Raw genomic sequence first — 14,442 nt, 5'->3', positions numbered from 1 at the left:
TCAGGTGAGCGTGCCGGTCAGGTTCAGCTCGCGGGCGGCCCGGGTCAGGGACTCGGTCTGCTGCCGCTCGTACAGCGCGAAGGGGTCGAGGACCTCCCGGCCGATGGCGCCGGAGAGCCACTCGCTGTCGTACGCGGTGCCCGTCCGGTCGTTATCGCGGGAGCCCTCGCTGGTGAGGTTGGACTGGAAGATGCCGGCCGCCGAGCGGGGCAGGAAGTCCTCGTAGACGATGGGTCGGGCGCGCACCCAGCCCTGTGCCACCAGGTCGCCGAGGGTGGCGGGTGGCTTGCTGCCGTCGCGGGGACGGTCGGGCGCCACGTCGTACGTGAAGTAGGCCAACTGCTGGGCGGCGAGCTCGTGTTCGTGGGCCGGAACGTGCGCTTCCCATAGGGGGCGCGCGAGTTCGCCGCGGTCCGCCTGCGGGTTCGCCGCTGCCTCCTTGTCGACGAGGGTGAGCAGGTGATCGTAGAGGGCGCGGCCCTCGCGGGTCAGGGCGATGCCACGGGCCTCGACCTCGCCGAACCGCACCCGCAGCGCGCCGCTGACCACGCTCCCGTCCGGGGTGCGCAGCGCCCTCGGCTCGGCAAGGGCACGGAAGGACGTCTGACGGAGCAGCAGGTCGGGGCCGCTCCAGCGGGGCGGGCCCTGGATGGCGTCGATCATCTCGATGCCGCGTGCGGTCATCCGCCGGTAGAGCTCGTCGATGTCCAGGACGCGCGGGGTGAGGTGGTTGATGTGGGTGCTGCGCACGCCGCCGATGTCCGCGGCGACGGCGGAGACCCGCTCCAGGGTCTCGTACCACGCCTTGTCGATCGGCTCGGTCGACAACTCGAAGGCCCGAACGGCGAGGTGGAGGAACCGCTCGGCGTCGGCGTCCGGCAGTTCGCGTTCCGCCTCGGCCCGGTCGGCGAGGGCGAGCAGCTCCGGCGGGAACAGTTCACGGCCGGCGAGGAAGGTCTCCAGGCGGGCGCGGAGGTCGGTGTCGAAGAACCGCGGGTCCGTCGGGGTGAGCATGGAGGTGAAGACCCGGAACGGGTTGCGGGCCAGTTCTTCGCCGTCGGTGGGGCGGAAGGCGGTGGAGACGACGGGGACCGCGCTGGCCGCCGCCTCGCGCAGGTCGTAGAAGCCGACGGGGTGCATGCCCAGGGCTCCGAAGACGCGGGCGACCTGCTGCATTTCCTGCGGGGTGCCGACCCGGATCGCGCCGTGCCGCTCCGCGGTGACCCGGCTGATGGAGCCGAGCCGTTCGGCGTCGGCGCCCTGGGCGCGCAGGACGTCCTCGTTCACCTCGCGCGAGACGTCGACCAGGGTGGTGTAGGCGGGGACCTCCCGCCCGTACATATCGGAGAGCCGCGCGGCGAAGGCGGCGCGCAACTGCCACTGGCTGATCATCGCGGGGTTGCCTTTCTTTCGTGGGCGGGGGTGTAGGGCGTACGGGTGTGAGGGGCGAGGGCGAGGGCGAGGGCGAGGGCGAGTGGAGGTCGGGTCAAGGGCGGTCACACCACGTGGGCTTCGGGGCGGATCTCGGCGCCGCTGGTGAAGCGGTCGGCGCTGAGCGGTGTGATGTCGACGCACGGGGTGCGGTCCAGATACAGGTCGCGGACGATCTCGCTGACCGCGGGGGCCTGTAGGAAGCCGTGCCCGGAAAACCCGGTGGCGTAAAGGAAGTTGGGGACGTCGCCGGAGCGGCCGATCAGGGCGTTGTGGTCCGGGGTGATCTCGTAGAGTCCGGCCCAGCCGTCGACCGTCTCCATGTCCGCGAGGGCGGGCGCCCGGCGCCGCGCGACGTCGCGGAAGAGCTCCAGCCACTCCGGGGTCCAGGTGGTGTCGAAGCCGTCCGCCTGATCCGGGTCGGCGAGGCCGAAGAGGAGCCCGTCGTCGCTGTTGTGGAAGTAGGCCGAGGACGAGAAGTCGATGGTGAACGGGATGCGCGGGGCGGGCGGGGTGAGCGGTGCGGTGAAGGACAGTTGGCGGCGTACCGGCCGGACGGGCAGCGGGGCCCCGGCCATGTCCCCGATCTGCGCCGACCAGGCGCCCGCGGCGCAGATGACCGTGGCGCAGGCGATCGGCCCGTGGTCGGTGTGGACGGTCGTGATCCGGTCGCCGCGGGTGTCGAGGCCGGTGATGGCGGTGTGCGTCGCGAATGTGACGCCTGCCCGGGCCGCGGCGCGGGCGTAACCCTGGACGACGAGCCCGGGGCGGGCGTGGCCGTCGGTGGGGGAGAAGACCGCGGCCACCAGGCCGTCGGTGCTGACGTAGGGACACAGCCTGCGGGCCTCGCGCGGACCGACCATGCGGCTGGGCACGCCGAGTTCGTTCTGGATCCTGACGCTGGTCGCGAAGTCGGCGACCTGCTGTGCGTCGGTGAGCAGAAAGAGGTAGCCGACGTTGTCGAGCCGGATGTCCGCGCCGGGGCGCCGCGGGAAGTCCTGGAAGGCGCGCAGACTCCGGCTGCCCAGCTCGATGTTGAGCGGATCGGAGAAATGCGCCCGTACGCCGCCGATCGGCTTGCCCGAGCTGCCGCAGCCCAGGTCGCCGCGTTCGACGACGACGATGTTCCGCACCCCGGCCTCGGCCAGGTGGAAGGCGATGCCGGTGCCCATCACGCCACCGCCGACGATGACGACATCGGCGGTCGGCGGAACGGTGTGGAAGGTGGATGAAGAGGTCATGCGGCCGATCCCTTCCCGGGGAGCCGTCGCCGCTCCCGAAGGTGCCGCGAGGGCATCCGTTCGGCGGGCGTCGGCTCGGGCTGTCAGTGCGTGCGGTGCTGATCAGCTGTCTGTGCGTCATCGTGCAGCACCCGACAGTTGACGTCCATGAACAGTTCATCGACTGGATCTATTAGAGTCGCTATATGGACTGGACAGGTGCCCAGCTGCGCTCACTGGTGGAACTGACCCGGCGCGGGACCGTCACCGCGGTCGCGGAGGCGCTGGGCTACACGCCCGGCGGTGTCTCGCAGCAGATCGCCGCCCTGGAGAAGGCCACCGGCATGGAGCTGTTGCGGCGGGTCGGGCGCCGGGTGGAACTGACGGACGCGGGCCGGACCCTGGCCCAGCACGCCGAGCGGATCCTGGCCACCGAGGCCGAGGCCGTCGAGGCCCTGGAGCGCACCCGCAACGAAGCCTCCGGGACCCTCCGGGTCGGCCTGTTCACCACGGCCGCCGCCGAGATCCTGCCCCTGGTCCTGCGCACCGCCCGCGAGACCCACCCCGGTCTCCTCGTACGCAGCCGCGATATGGACGTGGACGAGGTGTACGACGCCGTCACCTCCGGCTCCGTGGACCTCGCGCTCGGCCTCGACTACCCGGACATGCCCATCCCGCGCGACCCGGCGCTGCGGGTGATGCGCCTCTACCGCGAGCGTTTCTCCCTCGCGGTGCCCGCCGGGTCGATGGCCGGACGCAAGCGGATCTCTCTGGCGGACACCCAGGACCTGGGCTGGATCCTGCCGTCCGCCGACAGCCACTACGGCCGCGCCGTGCGCGCCGCCTGCCGCCGCGCGGGCGTCGAACCCGAGGTGCAGCACGAGGTGACCGACACCGCGGCCACGCTCGCGCTCGTCGAGGCGGGCGTCGGCGTGAGCCCGGTGACGGAACTGATGCTCCGCCTGCGCGCCTCCCGCTTCGACGTGGTGGAACTGCGCGAGACGATCGAACGGCACATCGTCGTCGTGTTCCGGTCGGCCGCGGAACACCGGCCTACGGTGGCGGCTCTGGTCGGTGTCCTGCAGACGGTGGCGAAGGCGCGGCAGGGCGGTGCGGGGTAGGGCCCGCGAAGATCGGGGAGACGGGCCCTGGGGCTTGGGCCGTCGGTAAACGGCCCCAGGGCCTGGGCCGTTCGGTATCACGCCTCATCGGGCGTCCTACTCGGTCTCGGCGGCCGGGTGCAGCGAGGGCTCGTCGGTGGGTACCGCGTGCCGCAGGGCGGCGAGCATCGTGGCAAGGAGCGGGTTGCCGCTCTCGGCGCGGTGGACCGCCATCACCTGGCGGTGCGCGGACCGCTGCGTCAGGCGGGTGGCCTCGATGGCGTCGCTGGGTACGTGTCCGAGCGCCGGTACGACGGCCACGCCGAGCCCGGCGGAGACCAGCTCCCGTACGACGTCGTAGTTGTTGCTCCGGAAGGCCACCGTGGCATCGAAGCCCGCGGCCGCGCACAGCCGGGTGAGCGACCGGGCCCCGGCCGTGCCTTCCCGGCTGGTGATCCACCGGGCCCGGGACAGCTTGCCGAGCTGCGCGCTCAGGCCGCTGTCGTGCGGCCGCAGCAGGATCAGGTCTTCGCGCAGCAGGGGATGCCGCGACAGCCCGTCGGGCCACTGCCGTGGGCTGAGCCCGTACTCGTACACGAGGGCGAGGTCCAGATCGCCGGTGCCGAGCGCGGCCACGAGCTCGTCGGGCTCGCCCTCCTCGAGCTGGATCTGCGCGCGGGGGTGGGTAGCGCTCAGCGCGGAGAGGGCGGGCGGTACGAGGCGCACCCCGGCGGTCGGGAAACTGCCCAGCCTGAGCCGACCGGTGGCGCCGGTGGCGAGCTCGTGCACCTGGTACGTCAGGTCGTCCATCGCGGCGAGCGCGCGGGTGCTGAGGTCAACCAGGCGGTGGGCGGCCGCTGTTGGGCGGATGCCGTGCGCCTCGCGTTCGAAGAGGACGAGGCCGCTGTCCTTCTCCAGGGCCGAGATCTGCTGCGAGATCGCGGAGGCGGTGTAGCCGAGCTCGCGGGCCGCGAGAGCGAACGAGCCGCTGCGGACGACGGCCTTCAACGTGAGCAGATGCAGTGGCTTCAGCACGGCGGGCTCCAGGGGCTCGGGGCAGGCCGAGCATAAGCGCCGGCGCCCTGGCGAGCGTAAGGAAATGTTGGGCTTGTGGGTCATTTCTTTCGTGCTGCTTGGCCTTGTGGGGCGGGCCCCGGCGCCCACATCGTTGTCCCGTACCTCCGTAGAGAAGGAAGAACTCACGTGACGGACGCACTCTCCCTCGTCGACGACTGGGGTCCCGAGAAGATCGTCGTTGTCTCCCACCGGCGCACCGGTATGAAGGGCGTCCTGGTCATCGACAACACGGCCCGGGGCGTCGGCAAGGGCGGCACCCGCATGAGCCCGACCGTGACCGTCGACGAAATCGCCCGCCTGGCCCGGGTCATGACCTGGAAGTGGGCCGGTGTCGACCTGTTCTACGGCGGCGCCAAGGCGGGCATCGTCGCCGACCCCGCCTCCCGCGACAAGGAAGCGATCCTCCGCGCGTTCGCCCGGGCTCTCTCCAACGAGGCACCCCGCGAGTACGTGATGGGCCTCGACATGGGCCTGACCGAGAGCGACGCGGCCATCATCCAGGACGAGTTGGGCGACCGCGGCGCCGCCGTCGGTACGCCCGAGCACTTGGGAGGCGTCGCCTACGACGAGCTCGGGGTCACCGGTTTCGGCGTCGCCGAAGCGGCCGACGCTGCTGCGGGGACCCTCGGCCTGCCGCTGTCCGGGGCCCGGGTCGCCATCCAGGGCTTCGGCGCCGTGGGTGCGGCGGCCGCCGCACGCTTCGCCGAGCTCGGCGCCGCCGTCGTCGCCGTGTCCACGGCTCACGGCGGGCTCCACGACCCCAGTGGCCTGGACGTACCCGCCTTGCTCGCCGCCCGCGAGGAGCACGGCGACGCCTTCGTCGACCGGCACCCGCACGGCACGGTCATCGCCCCCGGTCTGGAACTCACCGTCGACTGCGACATCCTCGTGCCCGCCGCCCTGCAGGACGTCATCGACGACGAAACCGCCCACCGGATCAAGGCCCAACTGGTCGTCGAAGGCGCCAATTTGCCCACCTCGCCCCGGGCCCAGGAGATCCTCGCCCAGCGCGGCATCACGGTCGTACCGGACTTCGTCGCCAACGCGGGCGGCGTCGTCGCGGCCGCGTTCGCCATGGATGCCCGCTACTCCGGGTTCCGGCCCGAGACCCCCACCATCTTCGAGACGATCTCCGGCCGACTGTGCGACAACACCGTCACCGTCCTCGAAGAGGCCAAGCGCCGCGACACGACACCGCACACCGCCGGGCGCGGCCTGGCCGAGGACCGCGTGCGCGCCGCGATGCGCAGCAAGGGGCGGATTCCTCCAGCGTGAACCGAGGACGGCTCACTCGGCGGCGCCGAGGAAGTGCTCCATCAGCCGCGCCGCCGTGATCGCCCCGACCGTGCGGCTCTGCTGCCCGTCCGACTCCACCACCGCCACCAGCGGCGTATGCGTACGCACCATCAGGGCGGCGATCTCCATCACCGCCGCGTTCGGGCCGACCACGGTGGGCAGGCTGCGGCGCGGCAGCCACTGCGCGACCGTCAGACCGCCGAGCCGCTGCGTGATCAAGTCGGCGTCCTCGGGCGGCAGGGAGCCCGCCATCGACGGGTTCTCGAGGACGAAGTCCGGGACGAGGACCCTCAGGAGCTGCGATCCCGGGACGATCGTGTACGGGCGGTGGTCGCTGTCGAGAACAAGCAGCGCGGGCAGCCGCCGCCCGACGAACATCCGGGCCGCCGCCACGGCATCGTCGTTCGCGAACACCGTCGGGTACGGCTCGGCCAGGTCATGGGCACGCATCACGGTCTCCTCGGCCTGCCCGACCACGCCGCCCACGCCGCACGGCGTGCCACGAACTCCGGCCTACAGGGCGCTCGTTGGGACATTGCATGCCGACCAGACTTCCCGGCTCACCATGGCGGACCCTACTAGCCGCAGGGCGGTTCCGCCCGGGTTGTACGGGTGGCGGGCGAGGCGGAAGCCCCTTGGAGCTTCCTCCGGTGACGTACGCACCTGCCATGGGTCATCAGCCAAAAACCTTGCACATGCCAGCTACGGAAGCTTAAGTTTCCGCACATGCAGTCCTACACCATCGGCCAGGCGGCCCGGCTGCTCGGCGTCAGCCCCGACACCGCGCGCCGCTGGGCGGACGCCGGACGGCTCGCGACCCACCGGGACGACAGCGGCCGCCGCCTCATCGACGGCCGCGACCTGGCGGCGTTCTCCGTGGAGCTCGCTCAGGGCGGTATCGGCGACGAGGACGCGGGCTACACCTCGGCCCGCAACGCGTTCCCCGGCATCGTCACGGCCGTGAAGCTCGGCGACGTCGCCGCCCAGGTCGAGATCCAGGCGGGCCCGCACCGCCTCGTGTCCCTGCTGACCCGAGAGGCCGTCGAGGAGCTCGGCCTGGAGGTCGGCGTCCAGGCCACCGCCCGCGTGAAGTCCACCAACGTGCACATCGACCGCGCCTGATCCCGTTTACGTCCGGTTCCGTACGTCCGGTTCCGTGCGTCCGGCCCTTCCCCGCTCCAGGAGTACCGCCCATGCCGATCGCCCCCACCGCCGCGCAGGCGTCCGCCCGGCGTCGCCGTACCGGGTACGCCGCCGGCGCCATCCTCGTCGGCGCCCTGCTCGCACCGCTCGCCGCCTGCGGCACCGGCACCGAGGCGGCCGGAAGCGGCGGCGCGGGGCAGGGCGGGCAGGAGACGCGACTGACCGTTCTCGCCGCGTCCTCCCTCACTGATGTGTTCAAGGCCGCCGGTGCCGCGTACGAGAAGGAACACCCGGGCACGAAGATCACGTTCTCCTTCGCCGGTTCCCAGGAGCTCGCCGCCCAGGTCAGGCAGGGCGCCCCGGCCGACGCCCTGGTCACCGCCGACACCCGGACCATGAACGGCCTCAAGGAAGACACCGGCACCCCCACCGTGATCGCCCGGAACCGGCTCGTCATCGCGGCGGGCGAGGGCAACCCCCGGCACATCAAGGGCCTCGACGACCTCACCAGGAGCGGCCTGAAGGTGGTGCTCGCGGCGCCCGAGGTCCCGGTCGGCCGGTACAGCAAGCAGATCCTGGACAAGCAGAACCTGACCGTGCGGCCGGTCTCGCAGGAGGCCAATGTGCGCGCCGTCCTGAGCAAGGTCGAGCTCGGCGAGGCGGACGCGGGCATCGTCTACCGCACCGACGCCGCCACGGCGACCGACAAGGTCGACACCGTCGACATTCCCGACGCCCAGAACGCCATCGCCGCCTACCCGGCCGCCACCCTCAAGCAGTCCGCACACGCCGACGCCGCCGACGCGTTCGTGCAGTGGCTCTCCGGCGACAAGGCGCAGAAGATCCTCAAGGACGCGGGCTTCCAGCGCCCGTAGCAGTTCGGCAGGTAACCCGCCGTGGCCGAGACAAACCCCGCCGTGGCCAAGACGAACCCGCCATAGTCGACACGAACCCGCCATAGCCGATACGACCCCCAGCCCCGCCCCACGCCCGCCCCGCCGAGCCACCGGAACCCCGATGATCAGCACCCGCACCAGCCCGCGTACCGGCAAGCGCCCGGGCACCGGACCGCACCCGGACGCCCGCCCGCGCACCGGCTTCCGTGCGCCCGTCGCGCTGGCCGTGCCCGCGGTGCTCGCCATCGTGTTTCTGCTCGTGCCGCTCGCCGGGATCCTCGCCCGCACCTCCTGGGGCGACCTGGGCGGTCATCTGACGGCGCCCGGCGTCACCGAGGCGCTGCGGCTCTCGCTGCTCGTCTCGTTCTGGGCGCTCGGCCTGTCCCTGCTGCTCGGGGTGCCGCTGGCCTGGCTGCTCGCCCGCGTCGACTTCCCGGGCAAGGCGCTCGTACGGTCCTTGGTCCTTTTGCCCATGGTCCTGCCGCCCACCGTCGGCGGAGTGGCGCTGCTGCTCGGCTTCGGGCGGCGCGGGCTGCTCGGGCCGTGGCTGGAGAACACCTTCGGGATCGTGCTGCCCTTCCACACCTCCGGCGCCGTGCTGGCGGCCACCTTCGTGTCGATGCCGTTCCTCGTCATCAGCCTGGAGGGCGCCCTGGCCGGGCTGCGGCCCGCGTACGAGGAGACCGCCGCCTCGCTCGGCGCGTCCCCGCTGCGCGTCTTTGCCACCGTCACACTGCCGATGGTCGCCCCCGGCCTGGTCGCCGGGGCCGCCCTCACCTGGGCCCGCGCGCTCGGCGAGTTCGGCGCCACCATCACGTTCGCGGGCAATCTGCCCGGCACCACGCAGACGCTGCCGCTCCAGGTCTATCTGCTGCTCCAGGACCGGCCGGAAGCCGCGACCTCCGTCTCCCTGCTGCTCCTCGCCATCGCCATGGCGGTCCTCGTCGCGCTGCGCGGCCGCTGGAGCGGTGGCGCCCCGGGCGGCCGTACGACCACGGCACGCGACCGTCGTACGCCCGACACCTCCGAGGAGCCACCGGCCACACCCGAGGAGCCACCGGCCACACTCCAGGAGTCACCGGCCCCCACCGACCCCGAGGCGGCTCCCCCCGCACCCCCCGACGCCCCCCGCTGGCCCCTCCACGCCGACGTCACCGGCTTCAACCGCCTCACGCTCGACGCCGACCCCGGCACCACCATCGCCGTCGTCGGCCCCAACGGCGCCGGAAAGACCACCCTGCTGCGCGCCCTGCTCGGCCTCACCCCCCGCGCCCACGCCGCCGTGCACCTCGCCGACCAGGACGTCACCGCTCGGCCCCCGCACCGCCGCGGCATCGCCTGGGTGCCGCAGGACGGCGCGCTCTTCCCGCATCTGACGGCGCTCGCCAACACCGCGTACGGGCTGCGCGCCCAGGGCGTCCCGCGGGCCGAGGCCCGTCGCGCCGCGGAGGACTGGCTCGACCGGCTCGGTGTCCGGCACCTCGCGCACCGCAGGCCCGGTCAGCTCTCCGGCGGTCAGGCCCAGCGCGTCGCCCTGGCCCGCGCCCTCGCCGCCCGGCCCCGGCTGCTGCTGCTCGACGAGCCCCTGGCCGCGCTCGACCAGACCACCCGCGCCCATGTGCGGCACACCCTGCGCACCCACCTGTCCGGCTTCGGCGGCGTCTGCCTGATCGTCACGCACGACCCGGTCGAGGCGGTCTCGCTCGCCGACCGCGTCCTCGTCCTGGAAGACGGCCGCGCCCTTCAGGACGCCCCGCCCGCCGAGGTCACCCGGCACCCGCGCTCGCCCTGGGTCGCCCGCATGCTGGGCCGCAACGCCCTGCCCGGCACGGCCACTTCGGGCGGCAAGCTCCGGCTCGCCGACGGCGGCGAACTCGTCGCCGCCGACCCGCTCGACGCGGACACCCCGGCCCTCGCGATCATCTCGCCGGAGGCGGTGTCCCTGCACCGCGAGCACCCCGAGGGCAGCCCGCGCAACGTCTGGCCCGGCACGGTGCGCGAGATCACCGCCGTGGGCAGTCGACTGCGCGTCCTGATCGCCGGGAGCCCCGGGAACGCCGAGAACGCCGAGAACGCGGCCCCCGACCTCGTCGCCGAGATCACCCCGCAGGCAGCGACGGAACTCGGCCTCGCGGACGGCGTATCCGTCTACGCGAGCGTCAAGGCGACGGAAGTGACGCTCATCGAGAGCTGAGCAACCTGAGCAACTTGAGCGACCTGAGTGACCTGCGCCGCAGCTCACCCCGCCCGAACCCACCTCCGCCCACTGCGAGATACTGCCCCCATGCGGATCTCAGCCAGAGCGGACTACGCGGTACGGGCCGCCCTCCAGCTCGCCGCGAGCCCGGGCGACGACCCGCTCAAGGCGGAAGCCATCGCCGCGGCGCAGGACATTCCGCACAAGTTCCTCGAGGGCATCCTCAACGACATGCGCCGCTCCGGGCTCGTACAGAGCCGCCGCGGCGGCAGCGGTGGCTACCGGCTCGCCCGGGACGCCGACGCCATCTCCCTCGCCGACGTGATCCGCGCCGTCGACGGTCCGCTGGTGTCGGTGCGCGGCGTCCGCCCGCCGGAACTCTCCTACACGGGCCCCGCCGAGGCGCTGCTCCCGCTCTGGATCGCACTGCGCGCCAACGTCCGCGAGATCCTCGACGGCGTGACCCTCGCCGACGTCGCCACCGGCGAACTGCCCGAGCGGGTCCTCACCCTCGCCGAGGCCCCGGAGGCCTGGACCAACCCCTGACCCCCGCGCGTACCCGCTCGTACCCGCTCGTACGGTCCAGCAAGACGCGCCGCCGCACCACCCGCCGGGTTCCCATGGACGGGTGACCGCGCCCCCGGACGACTGCCTCGCGCGCAACGAGTGGATCTGCGGCGACTACCTCGACACCCGCCGCGAGATCCTCGCCGACGCGGTCCTTCAGCACCTGGAGCTGACCGGGCTCTCCATCCTCATCGCCGTCATCCTGTCCCTGCCGCTCGCGCTGCTCGCCCGCCGCTGGAGCATCGCCGCCGGGCCCGTCCTCGCGCTCACCACCGTCCTCTACACCATCCCGTCGCTCGCGATGTTCTCGCTGCTGCTCCCGGTGTACGGACTCTCCGCCTCGCTCGTCGTCGCCGGTCTGGTCCTGTACTCGCTGACGCTGCTCGTGCGGAACATCCTCGTCGGGCTGCGCGCCGTCCCCCAGGAGACCCGCCAGGCCGCCAAGGGCATGGGCTACGGGCCGATCCGGCTGCTGCTCGCCGTGGAACTGCCGCTCGCCCTGCCCGCCGCGATGGCCGGACTGCGCATCGCCACCATGCGGTGCGGAGCACCACAGCACCCTGCTAAAGTGTGAACATCAGCCAACAACAGTCAAGTTGGCGAAACTTGGCGGGTCCCCGACCTGCCCGGCGGTCGGGAGGATCGTCGTACGGACGTCCATGAGGCGTCAAACCCTTCGGAGCAATCCAGAAGGGAATCTCCTCCCCGAGCTTGCGAGGGGAGGAGAGAGCTCCAAGCCGGGATGAACACGTACTTCAAGGCACAGTTGCTCATCGCCTCGGTGCTCTGCGTCGCCTGTCTCGTCCTGAGCTGTGTGGTCGCGCAGCCCGTCGCCCTCGTCCTCGGCAAGGGCGGCGCGCTCGCCGTGAACCTCTCCAACGTGGGGCGCGCGGTGCCGACCTTCGCCGTGCTCGTGCTGCTGCTCCTGACCCCGATCGGCCGGTACGGGCAAGGGCCGACGGTCGTCGCGCTGGTCCTGTTCGCCGTGCCGCCGCTGCTCACCAACGCGTACGTCGGAATGCGCGGCGTCGACCGCGACGTGGTGCGGGCCGCCCGGGGCATGGGCATGACCGGGCGGCAGCTCCTGGGGCGCGTCGAACTGCCGCTCGCGCTGCCGATGATCCTGGGCGGCGTCCGGATCGCCGCCGTGCAGCTCGTCGCCACCGCCACCATCGCCGCGCTCGCGGGCGGCGGCGGGCTCGGCCGCGTCATCACCGCCGGATTCAACCTCGCGTCGACGCCGCAGGTGGTCGCGGGCGCCGTCCTGGTCGCCGGGTTCGCCCTCGTCGTCGAGGGGTTCTTCGAGACCGTGGAACGCCTGGCGCCCGCCTTGGCACGGGGCAGGGCCCGGGTATGAGGCGCCTTCTCCATGGCCCCCTCGCCGCCTCGGCCCTGCTCGCCGCGACCGCCCTGCTGCTGCCCACCGGTTGCGCCACCGGACCGTCCCTGGAGGAGCAGGGCGAGGTCACCGCGCCGCCCGGCGACCGCCACCAACTCACCATCGGCTCCGCCGGGTTCACCGAGAGCGACCTGCTCGCCGAGATGTACGCCCGGCTCCTGCGCGAGTCCGGCTACCGCACCCGCATGCTCTCCGTCGCCAACCGCGAGCTGTACGAACCCGCCCTGGAGAGCGGCCAGATCGACGTCGTCCCCGAGTACGCCGCCACCTTCGCGGACTGGCTGAACGCCAAGGCCAACGGCCCCGACGCCCCGCCCGCCGGCTCACCCGACCTGGCCGCCACCATGACGGCGCTGCGCGAGCTCGCGGCCCCGCGCGGCCTCACCGTGCTCGACCCGGGCCGCGCCGTCGACCAGAACGCCTTCGCTGTGACGGAGAAGTTCGCCGCCGAACACCAGCTGAAGACCCTCAGCGACCTCGGCCGCACCGGCATCCCCGTACGGCTCGCCGCGGGCGACGAGTGCGTCCAACGCCCGTACTGCCAAACGGGGTTGGAGAAGACGTACGGCATCGAGATCACCGGCATCGACCCGAAGGGCGTCGGCACCACACAGGCCAAGCAGGCCGTGCAGAGCGGTCAGGACCAGATGGTGCTCACCACGACCACGGACGCCACGCTCGACGCGTTCGGCCTGGTCCTCCTGGAGGACGACAAGAGGCTCCAGAACGCCGACTACATCGTGCCGGTCGTCAACCGCGCCCGGGCGGGCGGCGAGAAGGTCGCCAAGGCACTCGGCAAGCTCAACTCCGTACTGACGACCGAGGACTTGGCCTCTCTCAACGAGCAGGTGGACAGCTGGCGGCGGCTGCCGGAGGACGTGGCGGAGACGTACCTGAAGGAGAAGCGGCTCATCACATAGGCAGGGACATGGGCAGGGACATAGGCAGGGCTATGCATCGGCGACGGAGTCGAACCCCACCTCGTCCCGCCCCACGCCCCGCGCATCCGCGTCCACCGACCGGCGCAGCGCCTCGTGCAGCTTCGCCGGGGTGAGCACCCCGAGGAAGCGCGCCCCGTCAAGGACCGCCACCCAGCCCGCGTCGTGCTGCAGCATCACGCCGAACGCCTGCTTCAGCGGGGCGCCCACCGGCACCCAGGAGTTCATCCGGTGGGCCAGCGCGCCGACCGTGCCGCCGCTGCCCGCGAGCGTCAGCTCGTCCACACCGGCCCAGCCGTGCAGCTCCCCGGCCGCGTCCAGGACCACGGTCCAGCGGGCGCCCTGATCGCGCAGCCGGGCGCCCGCGGTGGCGGCCGGTTCGTCGACGCGGGCCAGCGGCGGCTGCTCCAGATCGTCCGGCTCGATCGCGGTCACCGAGAGCCGCTTCAACCCCCGGTCGGCGCCCACGAATTCGGCGACACAGGGCGTCGCCGGGTTGCCGAGCACCGCGCCCGGAGTGTCGAACTGCTCGATCCGGCCCTGCCCGTACACGGCGACCCGGTCCCCGAGCCGTACCGCCTCCTCGATGTCATGCGTGACCATCAGGACGGTCTTGCGCACCGCCGCCTGCATCCGCAGGAACTGCTCCTGCAACTGCTCGCGCACCACCGGGTCGACCGCCCCGAACGGCTCGTCCATCAGCAGGACCGGCGGATCGGCAGCGAGCGCCCGGGCCACGCCGACCCGCTGCCGCTGGCCACCGGAGAGCTGCTCCGGGTAGCGGGAGCCGAAGGTCTTCGGATCGAGGCCCACCAGGTCGAGGAGTTCGGCGGCGCGGGCCCGCGCCTTGGCGCGCTTCCAGCCGAGCAGCGCGGGCACGGTCGCGGTGTTGTCGAGGACGGTACGGTGCGGGAAGAGCCCGACCTGCTGGATGACATAGCCGATGTGACGGCGCAGCCGCACCGGATCGACGGCCGAGATGTCCTCGCCGTCGACGTCGATACGGCCTTCGGTCGGCTCGATGAGCCGGTTCACCATCATCATCGTGGTGGTCTTGCCGCACCCGGACGGTCCGACGAGCGTGACCAGCTCGCCCTCGGCGACCTCGAAGGAGAGGCCGTCCACGGCGACGGTGCCGTCCGGATAGCGCTTGGTCACCTGATCGAACCGGATCATGA

Annotated in this window: 13 protein-coding genes and 1 pseudogene; 9 read left to right on the top strand and 5 right to left on the bottom strand. The window is 72.4% G+C overall.

Translation table 11 applies throughout. From position 1 onward, the window contains the following. The gene (hglS, locus tag ACWD10_RS20780; protein ID WP_451092986.1) at positions 1–1,392 is read right to left on the bottom strand and encodes a 2-oxoadipate dioxygenase/decarboxylase; all 1,392 of its coding nucleotides are present in this window, start codon (positions 1,390–1,392) and stop codon (positions 1–3) included. Between the two features lie 104 nt (positions 1,393–1,496). Beyond that, positions 1,497–2,672: an NAD(P)/FAD-dependent oxidoreductase gene (locus ACWD10_RS20775; protein ID WP_451092984.1), complete on the bottom strand. Its 1,176-nt coding sequence runs from the start codon at positions 2,670–2,672 to the stop codon at positions 1,497–1,499. Positions 2,673–2,857: 185 nt separating this feature from the next. On the opposite strand from ACWD10_RS20775, the gene ACWD10_RS20770 reads away from it, so the two are divergent. Next, complete coding sequence (locus ACWD10_RS20770) at positions 2,858–3,772, top strand: LysR family transcriptional regulator (RefSeq protein WP_451092982.1); 915 nt, start codon at positions 2,858–2,860, stop codon at positions 3,770–3,772. A 96-nt stretch (positions 3,773–3,868) separates the two neighbouring features. Here the strand turns inward: ACWD10_RS20770 and ACWD10_RS20765 are convergent, their stop codons facing one another. Next, positions 3,869–4,786 carry a LysR substrate-binding domain-containing protein gene (locus ACWD10_RS20765; RefSeq protein ID WP_451092980.1) on the bottom strand — a complete coding sequence of 306 codons (918 nt, stop codon included), beginning with the start codon at positions 4,784–4,786 and terminating at the stop codon, positions 3,869–3,871. 168 nt (positions 4,787–4,954) lie between these two features. Here ACWD10_RS20765 and ACWD10_RS20760 point away from each other — a divergent pair, with 168 nt between their 5' ends. After that, entirely contained in the window at positions 4,955–6,103 is a 1,149-nt protein-coding gene (locus ACWD10_RS20760) for a Glu/Leu/Phe/Val family dehydrogenase (protein WP_451092978.1), read from the top strand. A gap of 12 nt (positions 6,104–6,115) precedes the next feature. Here the strand turns inward: ACWD10_RS20760 and ACWD10_RS20755 are convergent, their stop codons facing one another. Next, entirely contained in the window at positions 6,116–6,610 is a 495-nt protein-coding gene (locus ACWD10_RS20755) for a CBS domain-containing protein (protein ID WP_451092976.1), read from the bottom strand. 240 nt (positions 6,611–6,850) lie between these two features. On the opposite strand from ACWD10_RS20755, the gene ACWD10_RS20750 reads away from it, so the two are divergent. From ACWD10_RS20750 to ACWD10_RS20720, 7 genes and pseudogenes are all read left to right on the top strand, one after another. After that, complete coding sequence (locus ACWD10_RS20750; RefSeq protein WP_451092974.1) at positions 6,851–7,246, top strand: TOBE domain-containing protein; 396 nt, start codon at positions 6,851–6,853, stop codon at positions 7,244–7,246. Between the two features lie 71 nt (positions 7,247–7,317). After that, on the top strand, positions 7,318–8,142 hold the full coding sequence (gene modA / locus ACWD10_RS20745; protein ID WP_451092972.1) for a molybdate ABC transporter substrate-binding protein: 825 nt from the start codon (positions 7,318–7,320) through the stop codon (positions 8,140–8,142). A gap of 142 nt (positions 8,143–8,284) precedes the next feature. Then, positions 8,285–10,357, top strand: a complete 2,073-nt coding sequence (locus tag ACWD10_RS20740) for an ABC transporter permease (RefSeq protein WP_451092970.1) — start codon at positions 8,285–8,287, stop codon at positions 10,355–10,357. A gap of 90 nt (positions 10,358–10,447) precedes the next feature. Continuing rightward, complete coding sequence (locus tag ACWD10_RS20735; protein WP_451092968.1) at positions 10,448–10,906, top strand: RrF2 family transcriptional regulator; 459 nt, start codon at positions 10,448–10,450, stop codon at positions 10,904–10,906. Positions 10,907–10,988: 82 nt separating this feature from the next. Further along, positions 10,989–11,465, top strand: a pseudogene (locus tag ACWD10_RS20730) (ABC transporter permease); the annotation flags it as partial. Positions 11,466–11,669: 204 nt separating this feature from the next. After that, on the top strand, positions 11,670–12,284 hold the full coding sequence (locus ACWD10_RS20725; protein WP_451092966.1) for an ABC transporter permease: 615 nt from the start codon (positions 11,670–11,672) through the stop codon (positions 12,282–12,284). After that, positions 12,281–13,246, top strand: coding sequence for an ABC transporter substrate-binding protein (locus ACWD10_RS20720; protein ID WP_451092964.1), 966 nt, complete (start codon positions 12,281–12,283; stop codon positions 13,244–13,246). Before ACWD10_RS20725 ends, ACWD10_RS20720 begins: the two co-directional genes overlap by 4 nt. Before the next feature lie 30 nt (positions 13,247–13,276). Here the strand turns inward: ACWD10_RS20720 and ACWD10_RS20715 are convergent, their stop codons facing one another. Continuing rightward, positions 13,277–14,440, bottom strand: a complete 1,164-nt coding sequence (locus tag ACWD10_RS20715; RefSeq protein ID WP_451092962.1) for an ABC transporter ATP-binding protein — start codon at positions 14,438–14,440, stop codon at positions 13,277–13,279. Positions 14,441–14,442 lie beyond the last annotated feature (2 nt).

The sequence above is a fragment of the Streptomyces sp. NPDC002851 genome, assembly GCF_053591935.1.
Note: the sequence above shows the minus strand (reverse complement) of the source record. Positions and strands in the feature narration are given on the sequence as shown.

What these genes read in the sequence shown, in the direction of transcription:
- ACWD10_RS20750 (WP_451092974.1), top strand. Translation starts at nt 6,851, where the DNA reads ATGCAGTCCTACACCATCGGCCAGGCGGCCCGGCTGCTCGGCGTCAGC.
- ACWD10_RS20725 (WP_451092966.1), top strand. Translation starts at nt 11,670, where the DNA reads ATGAACACGTACTTCAAGGCACAGTTGCTCATCGCCTCGGTGCTCTGC.
- ACWD10_RS20735 (WP_451092968.1), top strand. Translation starts at nt 10,448, where the DNA reads ATGCGGATCTCAGCCAGAGCGGACTACGCGGTACGGGCCGCCCTCCAG.
- ACWD10_RS20775 (WP_451092984.1), bottom strand. Translation starts at nt 2,672, where the DNA reads ATGACCTCTTCATCCACCTTCCACACCGTTCCGCCGACCGCCGATGTC.
- hglS (WP_451092986.1), bottom strand. Translation starts at nt 1,392, where the DNA reads ATGATCAGCCAGTGGCAGTTGCGCGCCGCCTTCGCCGCGCGGCTCTCC.
- ACWD10_RS20720 (WP_451092964.1), top strand. Translation starts at nt 12,281, where the DNA reads ATGAGGCGCCTTCTCCATGGCCCCCTCGCCGCCTCGGCCCTGCTCGCC.
- ACWD10_RS20770 (WP_451092982.1), top strand. Translation starts at nt 2,858, where the DNA reads ATGGACTGGACAGGTGCCCAGCTGCGCTCACTGGTGGAACTGACCCGG.
- ACWD10_RS20715 (WP_451092962.1), bottom strand. Translation starts at nt 14,440, where the DNA reads ATGATCCGGTTCGATCAGGTGACCAAGCGCTATCCGGACGGCACCGTC.
- ACWD10_RS20740 (WP_451092970.1), top strand. Translation starts at nt 8,285, where the DNA reads ATGATCAGCACCCGCACCAGCCCGCGTACCGGCAAGCGCCCGGGCACC.
- modA (WP_451092972.1), top strand. Translation starts at nt 7,318, where the DNA reads ATGCCGATCGCCCCCACCGCCGCGCAGGCGTCCGCCCGGCGTCGCCGT.